Raw genomic sequence first — 21701 nt, 5'->3', positions numbered from 1 at the left:
GTGGATTGATTGGGAGTCACCCGCCTCCGGCTCGCCGCGCTCGAAAGGGCGATCCAGGAAAAAGCCATCACGCTCTAGAAAACCGTTCGTCCTAAGCTTGTCGATCCGTAACAGGCAATCTCCACACCACCCTACCTCTCCGCACCGCCCGGCCAGGGAACAGACACCGCGCAAAGCCTCAGGAAACCCACCGAATGACCATCGAAGGACAGTTCAACAAACAAACCGTACAACCAAAACCATCCCAAAAACTCATACAATTCACAAAATGGCCCGGCCGACACCCTCTTCAAAGCCCATTCCGAAAGCACCCTTTCGGTTGGTAATCCTGTAATCCCACCCCTTCGAAACCGGGGCGAGCAAAACCGCTATCCCTCCTGAAAAGGACACTCCTTCCCCTCTTCCACAGACCCGCTATCGCCCCGCAACTTCCTGACCAGCAGCTTGGGCGGGCGCCGCTGCTCGGCAACCTTGAACAGCGAAAATGTCTGGTCGACATAATTGGACACGGCGCTGGCCCCCTTGATCTGGTCGTCCAATGCGGGCGTCCGCTCCGCTTCGAACACCCGCACCGGCCGGGTGGGATCGCGCGTCTCGAAACGCAGGTAGAACCATGGCTCCCCCCGCTTCAGCACCAGTTCCTTCTGCGGCTCATACCATTCGAACGCCCACATCATCGGCCGCGGCCAGACATGGATCGGCAAACGCCCGCCGATGATCGTGCCGGGCCATGGCATCGGCTGATAGTGCATGAAGGGCGGAAGCTGCGTCATATAGACCGGCTCGTCGCTGATGAAGATATAGGGCGTAATCAGCTGCAGCACCGGCCGCCCCGGATGCCGCCATTCCTTTTCCGACACCAGCGCCAGCATGGAGTTGAGATGCTTATTGCGGATCGCCGAATTCTCGCCATCCGCATTGACCAGCACCGGCTGCCCCTTGTCGTTGCGCGCGAACCGCAGGCGCAGGTCGATGGGGCAAGTCACTTCATACAGCCGCGCCTCATGGTCGAGGACCGCCGGGCAATAGTTCACCGACTTGGCATGTTTGGGCGGCGGATCTCCCCGCTTGACGCGCCGCGGGTCGGCCCAGATGAACCGCGCCTTGTCCGTGTCGAGGATCCAGCCCACATCGACGAAACGCCGCTCCGGCTCCTGCTGCACAGGCTCCGATTGCGATGGCGCGCCCCCACGGAAGAAACGCCGCAAACTGTCGAACACTGATCCGCCCATATCCCTCATCAACCACGCCCCTCTGCTTCACGCGGACAGGCACGGCTCCCTTGCGGACCACCACCCTCACGAACGGCGTCCTGGAATCGAAAGGGGGAGGAGCATGGCCCCTCCCCCCGCCCTTGTCATCGCAGCTTACAGGACGAAATCGCTGACCTGCAAGCTCGTCACATTCCTGACGATGAAGGAGAAGTCCGCCGCGCCATTGCCGTCCACGTCACCGGAGACGACCGCATCGACGCCCGACACCGCATAGCGCAACTGTCCGGCCACACTACCAAAGGCAGCCGTACCGATGAAGGTGAACGCTTCGGCCGCCGGGAGAGGCGTCGTGACATCCGCGTCCAGCTTGCTGAGGTCGATCTTATCCCCCTCCGCCCGTACGAAGTCCATGACCTGGTCGAGTGTCCCGGTGCCGAACTCGGACAGCTTGGTAAAGGCGAACCTGTCCGCACCCGCACCGCCATAGAGAAGGTCGTCGCCCGCTCCACCGATCAGCCGGTCCGCACCCTGCTCGCCATAGAGCACGTCATTGCCCAGGTCGCCGGTCACGATGTTGGCGGCGCCGTTGCCATGCCCCTCGAAATTGCCCGACCCGAAATAGGTCAGGTTTTCGAAGTCCACGCCCAGGGTGAAGCTGGTGAAGCTGGTGCGGATCGTGTCCGTCCCCTCTCCCGCCAGTTCCGTATAGACATCGCCGATGTCATCGACAGTGTAGGTGTCGTTGCCGAGACCACCAACCATGACGTCCGCGCCCAGACCGCCATCCAGCTTGTCATTGCCGTCACCGCCGTACAGAGTGTCGGAACCGCTGCCACCGATAAGGCTGTTGGCCGCACCATTGCCGGTGCCCACGAAGTCACCCGTGCCGATGAAGGTTAGGTTCTCGAACTCCGCGCCCAGCGTGAAGCTGTTGAACACAGTCTTGATGGTGTCGATGCCTTCGTTGGCCAGTTCGGTGAAGACGTCCCCAGCATCGTCCACCACATAGGTATCGTTGCCATCACCGCCGATCAGCGTGTCTGCGCCGAGACCACCGTCCAGCGTGTCGTTGCCCAGGCCACCGATCAGCGTGTCATTGCCCGCGCCGCCGAACAGCTTATCCGCTCCATCCGCGCCGTCCAGCGTATCATTGCCGTCGCCGCCGGTTATGCTGTTGGCCAGTTCGTTGCCGGTGCCGACGAAATCGCCCGCACCGCCAAAGGTCAGCGCCTCCAGATTGCTGCCCAGCGTGTAGCTGGAAAGCAGGGACTTCACCGTGTCGCTGCCCTCGTCAAAGGCTTCCACGATGACATCGCCAATGTCGTCGACGACATAGCTGTCATTGTCGACGCCGCCGACCAATGTGTCGGCCCCCGCGCCACCGTCCAACGTATCCCGGCCCAGCCCACCGTAAAGCTGGTCTGCGCTGTCGCCGCCGGCCAGACGGTCGGCCCCGTCACCGCCATAGAGAATGTCGATGCCAGCCCCGCCGGTCAGCCGGTCGTTACCGTCGTCGCCATGCAGGATGTCGCCATCGTCGCCACCGTCGATGGTATCGTTACCGATGCCGCCATGGATGGTGTCCACGCCCGCACCGCCGGTGATCTTGTCGTCGCCTTCACCGCCATAGATGGTGTCATTGTCGTCACCACCCTCGATGATATCGGCCCCTTCGTCACCGTAGAGAATGTCCGCGCCCACGCCGCCATAGATCCTGTCCGCACCGTCGCCGCCACGGAAGGTATCTGCGCCGTTGCTGCCGGTCAGGACGTTGGCCACGGCGTTGCCGGTTCCGGTCAACCCGCCGACCGTCAGGGTCAGGTTCTCGATATCCGTGCCCAGCACATAGTCGATGGAGGAGATCACCGTATCGACGCCGCCACCGCCGGCTTCGTCAACCACGTCGCCGGCATTGTCGACAACATAGATGTCGTTGCCAAACCCGCCTTGCAACCTATCCGCACCCAGTCCGCCATCGAGACGGTTCGCGCCCAGATTGCCGATGATGAGGTTGTTCCGCTCATTGCCGGTGATCTGATAGGCGCTCGCCCCGGCTGCGGCCTGAAGCCGTTCGACCTCGCTGCCCGCACCCAGCGTCCAGTTGGTCGAGACGGTGACGGTATCATAACCGCCGCCGATGGCCTCGATCACCACATCGCCTGCATTGTCGACGATATAATTGTCGTCGCCCGCCAGACCGATCAGCGTATCTGCGCCAGTCTTGCCGTCGAGCAGGTCGTTGCCCGCACCGCCGGTGATGCTGTTGGCAAGCGCGTTGCCCGTGCCAACGAAGTCGCCGGAGCCGGTGAACTCCAGTTGCTCGATGGTCGCGACCAGCGTGTAGGCGTTAAGGGACGTGCGAACCTTGTCCGCCGTGCCGCCGGTGTCCGTCACCACATCGCCGATGTCATCGACGATATAGGTGTCGTTGCCGAGGCCGCCGAACAGCTTGTCCGCGCCTGCCTTGCCGTCCAGCAGATTGTCATACTCATTGCCGGTCAACTGGTTGTCGAGTGCATTGCCCGTGGCGTTCAGCGCCGCGGCCTGCCCGGCCAGCAGGGTCAGCCGCTCGACATTATCGGACGCGATATAGCTGACCGAGGCATAGATGATGTCGTTGCCCTCATTGGAAAGTTCGACCACCACGTCGCCCGCGCTGTCGACATAATATTGGTCGTCACCCAGCCCGCCAATCAGGGTGTCATTGCCCAGGCCACCGTTGAGTATGTCGTTCTGGCCGCCGCCGGTGATCCGGTTGTCCAGATCGTTGCCGGTCCCGACGAAGGAACCGAAGCCGCCGGTGAAGATCAGGTTTTCGACATTGGCGAAGGATGCGAGCGAGATGCTGCGGATGCCGCTTTCGACCGTATCATTGCCCTCGCTCGGCAGTTCGACGATCGTGTCGAGCGCGGAGCTGACGCGATAGATATCGTCGCCGGCGCCGCCCTCCATATGGTCCGCACCGTCGCCGCCATCGAGGATGTCGTCGCCGGAACCGCCATAAAGGGTATCGTTGCCCGCATCGCCATAGAGGATGTCCGCGCCGCCATTGCCGGTCAGCGTGTCGTTGCCACCAAAGCCATGCGCCTCGTCATTGCCGACGCCGCCGACGAAAGTGTCCGCCGCCTTGCCACCATCATAGATGATGCCGACATTGGTGCCGTCGAGGACGAACAACTCGTCGGAGAACTGGATGCCCTCGACCCGGATGAGATGATCCTCGCCATTGTCGCCGCCATTGCCCGGTTCGGGGAAGTTGTCGACCACGATGTAGCCGCCCGCCCCGTCCGCGGTGATGGTGTAGTGGCTGCGGCTCTCGTTGATGAAGAAGATGTCATGACCCGCGCCGCCATCGACGGTCTGGTTGCCATGGCCGCCATAGATCAGGTCGTCGCCATCACCGCCATCGACCACATCCGCACCGCCATTGGTGATGATGCTGTCATTGCCACTGCCACCGTTGATGGTGTCCGCACCGGACCCGGCCGTGATGCTGTCATTATCCGCGCCGCCATCCAGCAGGCCGTTGCCCGACAAGATGTCCGCACCGGCACCGCCATAGAGGCTGCCGTTGCCGGTCAGCGTGTCGGCGCCCTCCTCGCCATAGAGGAAGCCATTGCCCGTGATGACGTCGTTGCCGCCATCGCCATGCAGTTCGTTGGTTCCCTCGCTATCGCTGATCTGGTCTGCACCGGCACCGCCATAGACGATGTCGTTGCCATGCTCGCCGCGGATGATGTCGTCGCCATCGCCACCCGACAGGCTATCGTCATTGTTGCCGCCGAGCAGCGTGTCGGCACCCAGGCCGCCATAGAGCTGATCCTCGCCAAAGCCGCCGTAGAGCTGGTCGATACCGTCGCCACCCTCCAGCCGGTCATTGCCGTCCTCGCCAAAGATCTGGTCGTCGTCGGCACCGCCATAGAGGCTGTCATTGTTGGTGCCGCCCAGGATCACATCGTAACCGGCCCCGCCATAGATGCTGTCCTGACCCTCATAGCCGTCCAGCCTGTCGTTCCCGTCGCCGCCGGTGATGCTGTCGTTGCCAGCGCCTGCGGTGATGATGTCGTCATTGGCCGTGCCTACCAGCGTCTCCGCCGTGGTCAACAGGATATGGTCGATGACCGTACCGCCAACCACCGCAGCCGCCGCCCCGCCAGCAAAGCTGAACTGCTCGACATTGGTGACGATGTCCTCACCGCCCGCGCCGCGATTGTCATAGACATGGAGGTTGCCCTCCGCGTCCTGCGCCACGGTGTAGGCATTGCGTGACAGGCCATAATTGACCCGGTCCACGCCGTCGCCGCCATCGACGCGATCGCTCGCATCGCCGGGGGTGAGGGTATCGTCGCCGGCGCCGCCATAGAGGCTGTCCTGACCGACCGAACCCGTCAGTATATCGTTGCCCTCATCGCCCGACAGATAGCCGGAGCCGGTCAGCGCATCGTTGCCGTCACCGCCGTAGAGCTTGTTGAGACCCACAAGATCGGTGATGCTGTCATTCCCGGCGCCGCCGTAAAGCTGGTCGTCGCCATCGTCGCTGCCGCCCAGGATGCCGCCGATCACATCGTCGCCGTCCTCGCCATAGACCCGGTCGCTCTGCGTGCCGCCGTCAAGCCGGTCGTTGCCGATGCCGCCGCGCAGCACGTCCCGCTGCGAACCGCCATAGAGGCTGTCCGCGCCGGCACCGCCGACCAGAAGATCGTCACCCTGATCGCCATAGATCGCGTCATTGCCGGTGCCGCCGTCGATGTCGTCGTCACCGTCATTGCCATGCAGGATGTCGGCGTCCGCGTCGCCGCGGATATAGTCGCCTTCCGTGCCACCGTTGATCGTGTCCGCACCATCGCCGCCATAGAGGGTGTCGCTGCCCGCCAGACCCTCGATCAGGTCGTCACCACCATTGCCCCGGACCAGGTCGTCGCCCGATCCAAGATTGATGAGCGGCGGGTTGGGCGCGCTATGATCGTTGATGATGTCGTTGCCCGCGGTGCCGTTCACCTCCACGCCATAATTGGGCGCAGTGGTGTAGTCGGCGTCGAGGAAGCGCACATCATAGATACCGACCAGCACGTCCTCGCCATCGGGCGAACCCGGCCGGTTGTCGGTGACGATGGTCTTACCGTCGATGGTGACGATGGTGTAGTCGTTCCGGTTGCCCGAATAATAGACGATGTCCGGGTTGGCGATCGTCTGGCCACCACCGAAGATCCGGTCGTCGCCACCGCCGCCATAGAAGACATCGCCACCAAGGCCGCCGCTGAGCCGGTCATCGCCAAAGCCGCCATAGAGCGTGTCGTTCCCGTCATCGCCGTTCAGGACATCCTGGCCATAGCCGCCATAGAGGAGGTCATTGCCTTCGTTGCCGCTGAACAGGTCGTCGCCGTCGCCCAGGGCATAGGGCGCGATGACGTCATCGCCCTCGCCGCCTTCGGCGCTGGCATTGCCGACGGCCGTGATCTGGTCGTTCCCGGTGCCGCCATAGAGCTGGTAGGTGCCGAACAATATGTCGTTGCCTGCCTCGCCATACAGCTTGCCGTTGCCGGACACACGGTCATCGCCATCGCCGCCATACAGGTCGCCGGAGCCGTTGAGCGTGTCGTTGCCACCCTCGCCATAGAGAGTGCCGGAGCCGGTCAGCGTGTCGTTGCCGTCGCCACCATAGAGGGTGTTGAGATCTTGATTGTCGACCAGCACGTCATCGCCGGTGCCGCCGGTCAGCGTGTCCGTACCCTCGCCGCCTTCGATATAGTCGTTGCCCGCATCACCCGACAGCGCATCGTTGCCGGTGCCGCCATAGAGCTGGTCGCGGCCATCGCCACCCGACACCGTGTCGTTGCCATCCGCACCGACCAGCACGTCGTTACCGACATTGCCCGACAATATGTCGTTGCCCGCACCGCCCAGCACATGGTCGTTGCCCGCACCGCCGTCGATGCTGTCATTCCCGTCGAGACCGGAGATCACATCGTCGCGTGCCGTGCCGTTCAACGTCTCACCCGCCGCCGTGCCGGTGATATAGGCACCCGCGCTGCCCGCCGTCGCAATGGTGGCGTCGGCAAAGCGCAGGCTCTCAACATTGGTCAGCAGGTCCGTGCCTTCCGAGGTGAAATTGGCGATGACGTTGAGCGCACCGCCCGCCGTGGCGACCACCGTGTAGCGGTCGCGCTGGTCGGCATATTCCGCCTGGTCGCTGTCCACGCCGCCGTCGATGATATCGTCGCTGTCATGGTTGAAGGGTGCACCGCCTGCGGCGACCTCCAGCCCGACATTATAGACCACATAGTCGCCGCGAATGACGTCGTCACCCGTGCCGCCATAGAAGGTCTGGCTGCCGTCCGTGCTGATCTCATAGAGGGTCGAGCCGCGCAGATAGTCGTTCCCCGCATCGCCATGGCCCGTGGCGCCAGCATAGACGAGGATGGTGTCATTGCCGCCATCGCCATGCAGTTCGCCGCCGCCCTTCACGATGTCGCTACCGGCATCGCCATGCGTCAGCGTGCCGCTGGTCAGGATCGTGTCGTTGCCCGTGCCGCCATAGGTGGTGCCGGTGGTGTAGAGTGTATCGTCACCATCGCCGCCATAGATGCTGCCCACGGCATAATTGTAGAAATTGCCGATCGTGTCGTTGCCAGCGTCGCCGTAAATCTCGCCATCCGCCTGGATGACGTCGTTGCCGGCGTCACCATGGATCAGGTTCAGGCCATTTTCGTCATAGATGAGGTCGTCGCCGTCCCCGCCGTTGATCGTGTCCGCGCCCTGGCCGCCATAGATATAGTCGCCATCCGCACCGCCAAAGACCGTGTCGGAACCACCGCCCGCGTAGATATGGTCGATGCCCTCGTCGCCGACCAGCAGGTCAATGCCGGAACCACCGTCCAGCACATCATTGCCGAGGCCCGCATAAAGCGTGTCGTTGCCATCGTCCCCGAACAGCCGGTCATTGCCCGCAAAGCCGGTGATGACGTCGTCGCCGGAGTCGCCGATCAATATGTCGTCGAACGGCGTGCCGGTCAGGTTCAGGCCGGTGTTCGGGATGGTCGGATGCGGATTGTCCAGTTCGTCATCGTTGAAGACGATCAGCTCGATGCCGGACAACGTGTCGGTGCCATAGGGCGATCCGGGACGCAGGTCGGTGACGGTGATGGTGCCGTCGACATGCCCCGTGACGCGGAAGGTCGCGCTGAGATACTCGAAGGCCCCGCCGCCGAGGTCGGTGTAGCTATAGGCGCCGATATTGGCGTTGTAATAGGCCTTGTCATAACCGGAGCCGCCGAAGACCTGATCGTCGCCCTCGCCGCCGGTCAGATTGTCGTCACCCGACCCACCGACGAGAATGTCCGTGCCATAGCCGCCGTTGATCGTGTCGTTGCCCGACCCACCGTACAGCGTCTCCGAACCGGAGCTGTAATAATAATTGGTCCAGCCGCGGATGACATCGTCGCCCTCGCCGCCATAGGCGACCGAGTAGAGCGTCGAAATATCGTCATTGCCGTCGCCGCCATCCAGTTCGCCAGTGCCGGACAGGATGTCGTCGCCCACATCGCCGAACAGCAGGCCGTCGCCGGTGATCCGGTCATTGCCATCGCCGCCATGGACCAGACCATAGGCGGAGATGGTGTCCGCTCCCGCGCCACCGTCGATATTATTATAACCCTGCGTGTCCTGGATGATGTCGTCACCCGCGCCACCCGTGATCGCATCGTCACCGGCATCGCCGAACAGCTGGTCGTTGCCGTCGCCACCGTCGATGACATCGTCTCCGGCATCGCCATGGACGATGTCGTAGCCGCCACCGGCCGAGATGGTGTCGTTACCCTCGCCGCCATAGACGACGTCGTTGCCGATACCCCTGCCGAAGTCGGCGATGAACGCGCCCGCGAAGGAATCCGACAGGATATTGTCGTTGCCCGCACCGCCATAGATGCGGTCGTTGCCCGCGCCCGTGTCGATATTGTCATCCCCATCGAGACCCGTGGCGATGTCGTCAAACGCCGTGCCGCTGATCGCGTCGCCACCCGCCGTACCCGTCAGGGTCAGGCCGGTGTTCAGGTCGCTGACCTGGAAATCGACATCCGTGAAGCGCAGCGTCTCGACGTCGGACACCTGGTCGGTGCCCTCATAGCCATGATTGTCCACCACCGTGTAGCCGCCGAGGCCATCCTGGGCGACGGTGAAGTCGCCGCGAACGCGGACATAGGTCGCCACGTCGTCATTCTCGCCGCCGTCGATGATGTCATCGCCAGTGCCACCGCTGATGATGTCCTCGCCCGATCCGCCGACCAGCAGGTTGTTGCCCGACCGATTGCCGGCATAGAGCCGGTCGTCGCCCGCATCGCCATAGGCCACGTCGTCGCCCAGATCGATATACACCGCATCGTCACCGTCGCCGCCATAATAGGTGGCCGACCCCTCGTGCAGATAATCCTGCGCGAAGCTGTCGTTGCCCGCACCACCATAGGCCGTCGATCCGCCATAGGGGTTGAGCGAGTCATTGCCGTCATCGCCATGGATCGCACCTACGCCGCTGACAAAGTCGTCGCCCGCATCGCCGTGGATCTCGCCCGTGCCGGTCACGGTGTCGATGCCATCGCCGCCATAGAGCTTGCCCGTGCCGTTCAGCGTATCGCGGTCGTTGCCGCCATACAGAATGCCGGAGCCAGTGAGCGTATCGTCGCCATCGTCGCCATGGATGACGTTGGCCCCCTCATTGTCGATGATGGTGTCGTCATTGTTGCCGCCATAGAGGAAGTCGCCGTGCAGGCCACCCTCGATATGGTCGTCCTCCTCGCCGCCATAGATGGTGTCGACGCCGGAGCCGCCATACAGGTCGTCGTCGCCCTCACCGCCGCGCAACGTGTCGTTGCCTGTCTTGCCGAACAGCACGTCGGGACCGCCATCGCCATAGATGGTGTCATTGCCACCACCGCCGGAGATACGGTCGAAGCCGGGTCCGGCATGGATGATGTCATCGCCCTGCAAGTCATAGGAGGTGATCGGGTTGGAGATGTCGAAGCCCGGATCCTCGCCCGGCAGGATCGCACCCGGCTGCGCATAGAGCGGGGTGCCGGGGATGCGGTCGTCCGCGCTGGAGGCATAGTAGGTGTAGCCGGCAAAGGTCGCCAGCGGCACTTCCTGATCGTCGAAGACCAGAACCTCGACACCGGTCAGCGTATCGCTGCCCTCCGGCGAGCCGGGGCGATTGTCCGTCACCGTCACTGTGCTGTCGGGATTGACCACGACCGTATAGTCGACGCGATTGCCGGTGTAGCGTGCACTGTCATAGCCCGCGCCGCCAAAGAGCAGGTCGTTGCCGCCCTGACCGGAGTCCCCGATCAGTTCATCATCGCCATCACCACCATAGAGGAAGTCGTCGCCACCGAGACCGGACAGCTTGTCCTCGCCCGCACCGCCCTGAAGCGCCTGTGTGCCCGCGGCGCCAATCAGTTCGTCATCGCCCGCATCACCCACGCCGATGCCGTTGATGACCGTGATCCGGTCGTCGTCTTCGCCGCCATAGAGCGTGCCCGAACCGCTGAGCACATCCTCGCCCGCATCGCCATACAGCGTGCCATTGCCGGAGATAGTGTCATTGCCCAGACCGCCATGCACCATGCCGGTGGCATTGATGCTGTCATTGCCGTCCTGACCATCGACGTCGTTGGTGCCGCTGACGTCATAGATATAGTCATTGCCCTCCCCGCCGCGGATGAAATCATCACCGCCGCCGCCCTGGAGGTTGTCGGGGCCGCTGCCGCCATAGAGGCTGTCGTTGCCGAACCCACCATAGATGGTGTCGCCGCCCGCATTGCCGCTCAGCGTATCGTTGGACGAGGTGCCATAGATGATATTGTCGGCCGAGGTGCCGTCGATGGTGACGCCCGTACCGCCCGGCGCATAGCTGGGCGTGAAATTGTCGAGCGTCAGGTCGCCGACCGTCAGATTCTCCAGCCGTGCCAGTGACACCCCTGCACCCGCGCCCGCGCCGTCGCGATCATAGACGACGAGGACATCGGCCCCGTCCTGCACCAGTTGCAGATAGCCGTTGAGGAAGGGATTTTCGCCGCTGACATACCCGCTCGCCTGACCGAGGATCGTGTTGAGGTCGAGGATGTCGCCACCCGGCCCGCCCGCGAAATCGGTGATGGCGTCTGCGCCGGACGATGCCGTCCAGTAGAGTTGATAGGTATCGCGCCCGGCCCCGCCGGTCAGGGTCGAACCCGCACCGCTATAGCCGACATAGCTGAAGCTATCGTCACCAGTACCGCCATCGACGCTGTTCGTGCCCTGATAATCGCCAAAGCTGTCGTTGCCCGCACCACCACTCAGCACATCGTTGCCAATGCCGCCGTCGAGATAATCGCCCCCCTCGCCGCCGCTCAGCGTATCGACGCCGCGACCACCGTAGAGCGCGTCATTGCCGCCATTGCCATTGATGACATCGTTGCTGGGCGTGCCGGACAGGCTGTGGCCGGCATTATCGTCGTCGATGGTGACGCCGGTGCCATCCGGGCCAAATCCGGGGAAGAAATTTGCATAGGTGAGCGTCGTCGCGGTCACATTCTGGAGCCGCAGGACGGATTCCCAGACAGTGCCGCTGGCATCCGCGCTATATTGCAGGATCGTGTCGAGGCCGTCCTGGAACAGGCGCAGATATCCCGCCACGAACGGGTTGTCGCCGGAACCGAAATTGACGTTGTTGACAATGGTCAGGTTGACCACATCACCACCGGCACCGGCCGCAAAGTCTGTCACGACATCGGCCGCATAGCCGATCTGCCAGTTGAGATGGTAGATATCGGAACCACTGCCACCGGTCAGCGTATCAACCGCTCCCAGATAGCTGACATTGCTGAACTGGTCACTTCCCGCGCCGCCATAAACGCTGTTGGTGCCCTGATAGTCGTTGAAATTGTCGTTATCGTCGCCACCGTACAGCGTGTCGTCCGACACGCCGCCGTCCAGATAGTCGGCACCGGCCTCACCATAGAGCTGGTCCTGACCCGCGCCGCCGTACAGACCATCATTTCCCCCACCGGCAAAGATGGTGTCATTGCTGGGCGTACCGCTGAACGATTCACCGGCTGCGGTGCCAATGATCGTCGCGCCCGTGCCATCCGGCCCATATTGAGGCGTGAAATTGTCATAGACGAAGTTGGCCACCGTGGTGTTGCCCAGCCGGATGACGTTGGCCCAGTCGCTGCCCAGACCATCGGCGTTGAACTGGAGCAGCGTATCGGCGCCATCCTGTTGCAGGCGCAGATAGCCGCGCAGGAACGGATTGTCCCCGCCCAGATAGACGCCACCCACCGAGTTGATGTTGATGACGTCGCCGCCAACGCCGGTCGTGAAATCGGTGATGGTGTCGAGCGCGCTGGTCGCGGTCCAGTTCAGATTATAGCTGTCACGGCCAGCACCGCCGCTCAGCGTATCGACGCCGCTGCCATAGGCCACATTGTTGAATGTATCATCGCCTGCGCCGCCATAAAGGCTGTTGTTGCCTTCATAATCGTCCAGTGTGTCATTGCCGCCGTCGCCTTCCAGAGTATCGTTGCCGCCCTGTCCCTGAAGGCTGTCATTGTCCGCGCCGCCATGCAACTGGTCGTTGCCGCTGCCGCCCGCGATATAATCGCTGCCCGCGTCACCGAACAGCGCATCCTCGCCACTGCCGCCATAAATGGCGTCATTGCCCGCACCGCCATCGACCAGGTCATTGCCGCTCAGGCCGTTGATCGTGTCGCCGCCGCCATTGCCATAGAGGCTGTCGTTGCCGGACGAACCCTGGATCGTATGGGCCGCATCGTCATCGTTGATCGTGATGCCCGCTCCGTCCGGAGCATGGGAGGGCGAGAAATTCTCACGGGTCAGCGTCTCCGGGCTGACGCCGCTCAGTTCGACGATGCTCTGCCAGCCATCGCCGCCGCCATTGACATCCACCTGCAACAGGGTGCCCGATAGGTCCGCATTGTCGACCAGACGCAGATAGCCCGTCGCAAAGGGATTGTCGCCACCCGGCAGTCCGCTGAGCGAGGCGATGACGAGGGAGAGGTCGATCACGTCGCCGCCCGCACCGACCGCAAAGTCGGTCACCATGTCGGCGGTATTCGCAGCGTTCACATAATGGAGGCGATAGGTGTCGCTGTCAGCGCCGCCGGTGATGACGTCGGCCGCACCGCCGTCATGGCTGACATTGTAGAACAGGTCGCTGCCCGCCCCGCCCAGGATGGTTGCACCCGCACCGTTGATGGTGATGGTGTCGTTACCCTCGCCACCCGACAGCGTCGATCCGGCACCGCCCGCGATGGTATCGTTGCCGCCACCGCCATAGATGATGTCACCCGTACCGCTGCCGCCATAGAGGGTGTCGTTGCCCGCACCGCCCGTGATCGTGTCGGTGCCCGCACCGCCATCGGCATAATCGCCATCGTCGCCGGTCTCGATGATGTCATTGCCCGCGCCGCCATAGAGCTGATCCGATCCGGCACCGCCATAGAGGCTGTCGTTGCCATCCTCGCCATGGAGCGCGTCGTTGCCCGCATTGCCGGACAGAGTGTCATTGCCCAGGCCGCCATAGAGGGTGTCATTGCCGTCGCCGCCGGACACGGTATCATTACCTGCTCCCGCATTGACGGTGTCGTTGCCACCGTTGGCGTTGATCGTATCGGAGTCGGAGGTGCCGTTCAGCGTGTTGCCGGTATCGCCATCGTTGATCGTCACGCCGTCGACGCCGGTCGGCGAAAAAGCCTGGCTGTTGTTGTCGCGCGTCAGAGCCGCCGGGTCGAGGTTCTGGAGACGCAGCACCGTCCCCCAATTATCGCCACCGCCATTGGTGTCGATCTGCAACAGCGTGTCCACGCCATCGGCGACAAAGCGCAGATGCCCGGTGGTGAACGGATTGGTGCCGCCCGCATAATTGCTGAGCGAGGCGATCAGATAGGTCAGGTCGATCTTGTCGCCGCCTGTGCCCGGCGCGAAATCGGTGATGATGTCGGCGGTGTAGGTCGCGCTGTAATAATAGGGACGATAGGTATCGATCCCCGTGCCGCCGGTGAACGTATCCGCCGTCCCGCCATAGAGGGACACCCAGGTGAAGAAGTCATCGCCCGCACCGCCATCGGCCGTGCCGCCGCCCGAACCTGTCAGATACAGTTCGTCATTCCCCTCCCCGCCGTAGAGCGCGCCACGCGGGTTCTGGAGATAGTCGTTGCCGGCATCGCCATAGACCTGATCGCCCGCGCCGTCGCCACCATAGAGGGTGTCGCCACCGCCACCGCCGTGGAGGACATCGTCACCCGCACCGCCGTCGATCGTGTCATTGCCATCATTGCCGTTGATCGTGTCGGTGCCCGACCCGCCATAGAGGGTGTCGCCCGCATTGCTGCCGGTCAGGCTGTCATCACCACCTGCGCCATCCACATAGCCGCCGTCGCTGTCATTGCCGAGGTTCAGGCTGTCATTGCCCTCCCCGCCGTACAGCGTGTCATAGCCTGCTCCGCCATCGACAATATCGTTGCCCGACCCGCCATAGACGACATCCTGCCCGGCGCCCGCGTTGACGGTATCATTGCCGCCACCCGCGTTGATCGTGTCATTGCCGCCATTACCATTGATGGTGTCGGAATCGACCGTACCGTTCAGCGTATGGCCCGCATCATCGTCATTAATGACGATGCCCACGCCATTCTGCGAATAGCCCTGCGTGAAATTGTCGCGCGTCAGCGTGGTCGGATTGACATTCGCCAGACGCAATATGGTGTAGAAATTATAGCTGCTGCCCGCCGCGCCGTCCCGGTCATACTGGACCAGCGTATCATTGCCGTCCGCGATCAGCCGCACATGCCCGGAGATGAAGGCGTTGGTATCGGCGGGCAGGCCGCTGAGGCCTGCCTCGGAAAAGTCCAGCTTGTCGCCGCCCGGCCCCGCCTGGAAATCGGTAACGGTATCGACCGCATAGCTGGGGTCGAGATAGGTGAAGACATAGGTGTCGGAACCGTCGCCACCCGTTACCGTGGTAAAGCCGTTCCCGGCGCTGATGTCGCGGAACACATCGTCGCCGGCGCCGCCATAGGCGATGTCGGTGCCGTTATCGCTGCCGCCATAGCTCAGGTAGAAGAGGTCATTGCCACCCTCACCGGACAGCGTGTCGTTGCCTGCGCCGCCATAATAATTTTCGAATGTGTCGTCGCCGTCGCCGCCGGACAGCGTGTCGTTGCCGCTCTGGCCGCGCAGGTCGTCATTGCCCGCGCCGCCCCGGACGATGTCGTCGCCCTCGTCGCCGCTGACATAGTCATTGTCCGCGCCACCATCGAGCGTGTCATTGCCCGATCCACCATAGAGGGAGTCCGCTCCTGCACCGCCATCGGCAATGTCCGCACCGCCATAGAGCGAGATGGTGTCGTTGCCGCCATTGCCCGTAACCGTGTCGCCATCGCCAGTACCGTTCAGGCTGTGGCTGTCGTCGGTATCGACGATGGTCACGCCGATCCCGTCCGGCGACCAGTTCTGCACGATATTGTCGCGAGTCAGAGTCGTGGCGTCGACGCCCGAAAGACGCAGCAGCGCGACCCAGCCATCGGATGCACCCACGCCGTCGCGATCATATTCCAGGACCGCATCCGCGCCGTCCTGCGCGAAACGCAGATAATGGTTGGCGAACGGATTTTCGCCGGACGCCAGGCCACTGAAGCTCAGGCTGCCGATGTCGATCTGGTCGCCACCCGCGCCGAATGTGAAGTCGGTGATGATGTCCACGCTCGGATTGTTCGTGTCCGGCGTGACCGGGTAATAAATGTCCGACCCCGCGCCGCCCGTGATCGTCGCCTCGCCCAGCCCCGTGCCCAACTGGTAGAAACGATCCACGCCGTCACCGCCATAAAGCGTGTCTGTGCCGCTGCTCGTCCCGCCACCCGTGCTGTAGGAGCGCGTGTAGAAGCTGTCGTTGCCCGCGCCGCCATAGGCTGCGTCGTTGCCGCCCGCACCGCCATAATAGACGGCGTCCAGATAGACGGTGTCATTGCCCTCGCCACCGTACAGCGTGTCATTGCCATTGGCCGTACCGCCATAATAGCCGTCGCCATACAGATAGTCGTCGCCGGCACCGCCGGTGACCGTATCGTTGCCGGCATCACCATAAAGATAGTCGGTCGCACCACCGCCATCGATCTGGTCGGCATCGTCGCCACCATATATCTCGTCGGTGCCGCTGCCGCCGGTCAATATGTCATTGCCCTGCTCGCCGTTCAGCACGCCACCGTCAGCACCGCCGTCGATCGTGTCGCCGCCGCTGCCGCCATAGATGACGTCATAGCCCGCGCCGCCATAAATGGTGTCGGCGCCGGAACCACCGTTCAGGAAGTCGTTGCCGCCCAGACCGCTGATCGTATCCCCTGCGGAGCCACCATAAAGGGTGTCCGCATTCTCCGTGCCGGTCAGTGTCTGCGGCACGTCCGTCTGCGGCGGGAAGCCGCCGAAATTCTCGGCCGTGAAGTCGGTGGCAAGACGGTTGGTGAAGCGTGCGATTTCCACCGCCGTCCAGCTGGTGGCATCCGCGCCGTCATAATCACCGAGCAGCACGACGTCGTCGCCATCCTGTATCAGCGTGAGGTGGCCGGAGCTGAAGGGGTTGCTGCCCGACGGCCGGTTCGGCAGCGATCCGATGGCGCTGAGGTCGAAGATGTCGCCGCTCGCACCCGTTGCGAAATCGGTAATGACCACCACCGGCTGCGGCGGCACGGAATAGTTGAAACCGCGGTAGATATAACGGTCCTGCCCGTCGCCGCCCGTATAAGTGGTGGTGAGGCTGCTATAACCCACATTGTCGAACGTGTCCGCACCCGCGCCGCCATCCGCTATGCCGCCAGCATAGGTGGTGGAGATGCTGTCGTCGCCCGCGCCGCCGTAAATATCGACCAGGCCATTGCTCGCCTGAATGATGTCATTGCCGTCACCGCCATAAATGACACCATTGTCGTCCACCGCCGTGATGGAGAAGGTCGCACCGCCACCTCCGCCATAAATGGCCGCATCATAGGTGATCGTATCGTCGCCCGCGCCGCCATCCAGCGTCGAGATACCGTTCTGGGCGGACAGGCGATCCGCCCCGGCCCCGCCGTACAGGCTGTTGTTACCGCCTTCATCGCTCAGCTCGTCAGCGCCCTGATCGCCATGCAGAACATCATTGCCCGTGCCGCCATAGAGATGGTCGTCGCCCGTGCCGCCCGTCAGGCTGTCGTTGCCCGCGCCGCCATAGAGGTAATCCGCGCCATCGCCCTGCGTGGGCAGGCCCAACACCGCGCCACCGCGCACCTCAAATGCCCAGACGCCAGCGGTGCCCAGATTGCCTTGCCCCGTGTGCAGGCCACTGCCGTTGCCGGGCACGCTGTATCCCACGCCATTATAGCTGACCTGCGGCGTGTTGACGGCGAAATTCTGCGCCTCGTAGCGATAGACGATGTCGAAATCGCCCGCGCCCAGCGCCTTGACCTGCACCTGCGCCGCGTTGGGCGTCCGGCCATAGGAATAGCGGCCGACATCGTCCCAGGTCACGGTGATCGTGTTGGTGCTCGCGTCGAAATCATACCAGACCAGGTTGCTGCCGGTGCTGTTGCCCCCCGCGCTGGGCGTCATCGCGCCCGACCGCGTGTCGATGTCGATGGGCAGCAGGCTCAGTTGCAGGCCACCGATGGTCACGATACCATTATTGTTGATGGTGATCTGGCTGACCGCAGCCCCATTGACGACCCAGTCGGTCGCCGCGAAATCGCCGGGGAAGGCGATGTTATAGCTATTGTCGTCGTTGCCGCCGATGGTCGCTTCGCCAAAATCGGTCGTGCCGCCCAGCCCGTTGACCAGCGCATTGCCCAGCGGGCCGAAATGCGACGCCAGATCGACGGGGTCGGTCGTGACAAACACACCCTCGTCACCGCCAAAGAGAATATCGTCGCCCGCGCCACCTTCGAGGCTGTCGTTGCCCAGTCCACCCTCGATATAATCATTGCCGACGCCGCCATAGACGGCATCGTTGCCGCCCAGCGCCTCGATCCTGTCCGGCCCGAAACCACCGTTCAGCGTCTCGCTCACGTCCGTGCCGGTGATCTCTATGCCTTCGCCATAGACTGGGTAGCCCAGATCATTGTTCGCCGCGGACAAGGCGGACGCATCCACATTGATCAGCCGAACCAGATCATAGCTGTTATGGAGACGGATAAGCGTGTCCGCACCGTCCTGAATCGCCTGCAAGGCGCCGGTTTCGAACGGATTTTCGCCCTCACTCCAATATCCCTGCACCTGAAGGTTCGCGAGGCCCAGCACATCTTCGGACAGGTCGAAGTCCGTGATGATGTCGGTGACGCCATTATTACCGTTATCGAGGTAATAAATGTCCGCGCCTGCACCACCGGTGAAGGTGTCGACAAAAGCATCCCTGAAATCATTATGGTCATAATAGCTGCGATAGAAAGCAGCAGAATTGTTGATGGCATCACCAACCGGCGTATTGCCGGGCAGTTCGCCATAGGCGTTGGGATTATCGCCGAACACATCATTGCCAGCGCCGCCAGACAGCGTATCCGCCCCTTCGCCACCGTCCAGCAAGTCGTCGCCATCCGCACCCAGCAGCGTGTCATCGCCCCAGCCGCCGGACAGCACATCCGACCCGGCACCGGCATCGACCGTGTCCGCCTCGCCCGTGCCCGTCCAGTAATCGCCGAACTCGCCCAGCGCCGTTTCGGTCGAAACACCCACGCCGTTGCGCGCGATGGCCGGCGCGAAATTCTCCAGCGTCCAGTCCGCCAGATCGACGTTGACGAGGCGCACCAGCGTATCCCAGCCGTCGCCGCTCGCATCCCGGTCGATCTGGAGCAGGACGTCATCACCATCCTGCACCAGTTGCAGATAGCCCTGGTGGAAGGGGTTGGTGCCATAGGTATAGCCGCTCAGGCCGCCATAGCGCAGGAAGCTGTAGAGATCGATCCGGTCGCGCCCGGCACCCGTATCCACCACCTTGAAATCGGTGATGACATCTTCCACGCCAATGCCGTTCTGCGACAGCGAATAGGTGTTGCTTCCGGACCCGCCGGTCAGCGTGTCGACGCCATTGTTGCCGATCTGGTTGGAGAAATAGTCTGCGCCCGCGCCGCCATCATAGGTCGCGCCGCCCGTACCGCTGCTGTAGAGATAGTCGTTGCCTTCGCCGCCATAGGCCTGCGCGCCGTCGGACGAGACGATGATATAATCACCCCCCTCACCGCCATAGAGGCGGTCGGTCGTCGCGGAACCATCATAGCCGCTGTAAAGGGAATCGTTGCCGACACCGCCATAAATGTCATCGGAACCACTACCGCCGAACAACTGGTCCTCGCCCGTGCCGCCATCTATGGTGTCATCGTTCTCGCCACCGTCGATATAATCCGCGCCGCCGCCACCATAAATGGTGTCATTGCCGCTGTCGGCATAGATCTGGTCGCCCTCGGCAGAATAATAGTTACCGTTGTTGTCGTCATAGGCATCCAGATTGGCGTCGGACCCGGTGATGACATCATCGCCCGCGCCGCCATAGACTGTATCGAAACCGCCGTTTCCGATGATAATGTCGTCGCCCGCGCCGCCGTCCAGCACATCGCGGGTGATCTGCTTATAGCCGTTTTCATCCTCGAAGATGATTTCGGCGGACGATCCGGTCAGCGTATCGTTACCCTCGCCGCCGGACAGGAAGACATAGCTCTGCGACAGGGCGCCCGTCAGTACATCGTTGCCGCCCTGACCATAGGCTTCCGCATATTGGTAGGCCAAGACCGAGATACTGTTGTTCAGATCATTGCCATAGGCATATTGATATTCGTTGAAATCGAGAAATTCCAGATTCTCGACATTGTCGCCCAAAGAATAGCTGTTGAGGATGGCATATTGGATCTGGACCGTATCGATACCGTCATCGACGCCTTCGACGACCACATCGCCATTATCGTCGATCAGGTAGATGTCGTCGCCCTGGCCGCCCGCCAAAGTGTCCGCCCCGGACCCCCCGTCCAATATATCCGAACCGCCCAGTCCGTTGAGCGTATCATCGCCCTCCAGACCCTGAATATGATCGCTGCCTTCGGTGCCGTTAAGGGTTTCACCGATGTTCGTGCCGAGAATATCCACGCCAGTTCTCCATCCAATTCGGTCGGATGTCCGGCGCGCTGCCATATCGATTACATGCAGGTAAGGGTTGCCTTTGGAATCGCGACGAATCGCAGATTCACCCCATGATCGACTGGCAACCCACCGGACTTTTGTTGGGTTTTATAACGCCCACTTGTCCGCTGATCCGGTCATTAACGGGATGGTAACTGGCTTGCAATTGGTAAAATTGACTTTGGACCCGCGATAACATGCCAAGAACCAGAACACCGCGCATTTCTTGTTCTAGATACTTGGAAGATAACATTTTTATGGAAATCACATCTTCATGGCCCATTTTGGTACAGGGCATTACAAGGGCCGGGAGAGCAACAGTGAACCATCCTGACCACCGGTGAAAACCCTCCCTGTCGCGCGCCACATCGCGGCGAACGACCGGTCGACGTCCATCATTTTCCAGCTGAGGCGAACAACGGCTTGCCAGACCGAAAAGTCACACCTATTAGCAGCCGCCTGCCTGCCTGATTCTTCGGAATCAGGCTCGGTCGGGGAGTAGCTCAGCCTGGTAGAGCACTGTCTTCGGGAGGCAGGGGCCGGAGGTTCGAATCCTCTCTCCCCGACCATATTTTCCTAGAAATAGAGACATATCTTTCCCTCCGGGGACAGGGGCGCAGGGTTCACCTGAAGTCATCTCCATGGCTTTGTGTAAAGCCGGGGCGCGCTCTGCCAGCCCCCATCCCTGCACCATGAGCTTATCGCCCCAAGGGGCCGGCAAATCACCATGCCTTCCGGCGCAACGCCGGAAAAGCCGAACGGACCTAGCCACACGTCAGGCACAAACAGTCGTTTGTGCCCACCGCTAGCCATACTCGGCCAATCCGACCTCCCGCTACCAAACCCGCGCCATGCCTCGCGCGGCTCCGTTCACCGTCCGACGGCCGTATAGGTAAATCCGGCCTTTTCGACGAAGTCTCTGGGGTAGACGTTGCGCAGGTCGACCAGGATGGGCTGGCTGAGCAGTGCCTTGGCCCGGTCGAGGTCGAGCGCGCGGAACGCGTCCCATTCGGTCACGATGACCAGGCCGTCCGCGCCCTCCATCGCCTCATAGGCGTTGGTGCAATAGTGGACGTCGCTCAGCACCAGCTTGGCCTGCTCCGTGCCTTCCGGGTCATAGGCGCGCACCGTGGCGCCCGCGTCCTGCAACGTCTGCACCACCGCGATCGCCGGGCTGTCGCGCATGTCGTCCGTGTTCGGCTTGAACGTCAGGCCCAGTACCGCCACCGTCTTGCCGCGCACATCGCCGCCCATCGCCGCGATCACCTTGCGGCCCATCGCCCGCTTGCGATTGTCGTTGACGGCCACCACCGC

The 21701-nt window shown here is 62.5% G+C and carries 3 protein-coding genes and 1 tRNA gene; 1 reads left to right on the top strand and 3 read right to left on the bottom strand.

Annotated features, from left to right (window positions below):
* Window positions 1–368: 368 nt before the first annotated feature.
* Both LWE61_RS18400 and LWE61_RS18380 read right to left on the bottom strand, forming a co-directional pair.
* A complete protein-coding gene (locus LWE61_RS18400; RefSeq protein WP_234152109.1) occupies window positions 369–1220 on the bottom strand; it encodes a hypothetical protein in 852 nt (283 codons plus the stop codon).
* A 147-nt stretch (window positions 1221–1367) separates the two neighbouring features.
* Window positions 1368–20354, bottom strand: a complete 18987-nt coding sequence (locus LWE61_RS18380; RefSeq protein ID WP_326490669.1) for a type I secretion C-terminal target domain-containing protein — start codon at window positions 20352–20354, stop codon at window positions 1368–1370.
* Window positions 20355–20879: 525 nt separating this feature from the next.
* On the opposite strand from LWE61_RS18380, the gene LWE61_RS18365 reads away from it, so the two are divergent.
* Window positions 20880–20956: transfer RNA gene (locus LWE61_RS18365), tRNA-Pro, on the top strand.
* Between the two features lie 301 nt (window positions 20957–21257).
* Here LWE61_RS18365 and LWE61_RS18360 read toward each other — a convergent pair.
* Window positions 21258–21701: UDP binding domain-containing protein (locus LWE61_RS18360; protein ID WP_326490667.1), on the bottom strand; the 444-nt coding region annotated here is incomplete at its 5' end.

This window comes from Sphingobium sufflavum (assembly GCF_021403115.1).
Lineage (GTDB): Bacteria > Pseudomonadota > Alphaproteobacteria > Sphingomonadales > Sphingomonadaceae > Sphingobium > Sphingobium sufflavum.
The sequence above is the reverse complement of the archived record's forward strand: the minus strand, read 5'-3'. Positions and strand labels throughout refer to the sequence as shown.